Source organism: Sulfitobacter sp. HI0040, from assembly GCF_001634885.1.
In the GTDB taxonomy this organism is placed as follows: domain Bacteria; phylum Pseudomonadota; class Alphaproteobacteria; order Rhodobacterales; family Rhodobacteraceae; genus Sulfitobacter.
In genome coordinates this window covers 1-1265 of sequence record NZ_LWEX01000205.1, presented here as the reverse complement: position 1 = coordinate 1265, position 1265 = coordinate 1, and the positions used below count along the sequence as shown (strand labels likewise).

General features: G+C 71.6%; 1 protein-coding gene. It reads right to left on the bottom strand.

The features are described 5' to 3' along the window. A partial coding sequence (locus A3728_RS12100; RefSeq protein ID WP_150120767.1) for a ComEC/Rec2 family competence protein occupies positions 1 to 1265 on the bottom strand: 1265 nt, incomplete at both ends.

Here is a 1265-nt window from a genome sequence, read left to right as displayed (position 1 = left end):
GCCCCAGCCCCATGAGCCAAAGCCCCAGATGATCCAGCCCAAGCGGCGCGAGTGCCAGCGCGCCCAGTGCTGCGGGAATGACGAGAACCCCCATCAGCGGCACCGAGAGCAGGTTCGCCGCCAGCCCGTAGTGGGCGATGGCGTTGAAATGGGCGGCACCTATGGGTGCCGTCGCGGCCCCCGCCACGGCAGACGACAGCACAACCGCCCCGACCGGGCGCAGCCAGCCGGGGCTTTTCAGCGGCCTTGCGTCCCGCAGCCAGCCGAACACGGCCACCAGCGCCGTGGTCGCGGCAAAGGACATCTGGAAGCCCGGCCCCGTCAAGGCTTCGGGCCGCAGGACCAGAACGATCGTGGCGGCGATGGCCACCGCCCGCAGCGATATCGCCCGCCGCCCGATCATCAGCGCGCCAAGCGCGACAGCCACCATGACAAAGGCCCGCTCCGTCGCGACATTTCCGCCCGACAGCGCCAGATAGACGCTCGCCGCGATCAGCGCGCCCGCCGCGGCGATGCTCCGGGTGGGCCAGTGCAGCGCCGTATGGGGCATCGCTGCCAGAAGCAGCCGCAGCGCGCCGAAAACAAGGCCTGTCAGCAGGCCCATGTGCAACCCCGATATGGCAAGCAGATGCGCAAGGTTGCTCGCCCGCAGGTTCTCCAGCGTGTCCTGACCGATGGCGCTGCGGTCGCCCGTTGTGATCGCGGCGGCAAACCCGCCAAGGTCCCCGGGCAGGATGGACCGGATGTGGTTCGATATCGCCATGCGCAGCCGGAAAACCGCGAGGCCTGTGCGCCCCTCCTCCGCCGGGGCGACGCCCAGCAGCGGCACGCGCGCATAGCCCACGGCCCCCAGCCGGGCGAACCATGCGTGGCGCTGGAAATCGAAGCCGCCCGGTTCGACCGGCCCGCCCGGGGGCGACAGATGGGCCGTCGTCATGACGCGCAGTCCCGGCCGGGGCGCGATGCTCCCCCTCTGGTCGCCGTGCAGCGAAATGCGGACCCGCGCGGGCGTTTCCTCCGGGGCGACCCGCCGCAGGCGAACCCGGTCCAGCGTCAACCGCACCGCGTCGGACTGGCTGCGGTCGAGCGCCACGATACGCCCCTCCACCGGGCCGTAGTATCGCCAGTCCAACACGGGTGCCGCCATCCAATGCGCCCTGCCCGCCGCCAGCACGAAACCGAGCGCCACGAACATGACCCCGGTGAAGAGAGGGGCGGCCCATTCCGGCGCCCGCCGCCCGAGCAGGACCGTCCCTGCCCCGCCC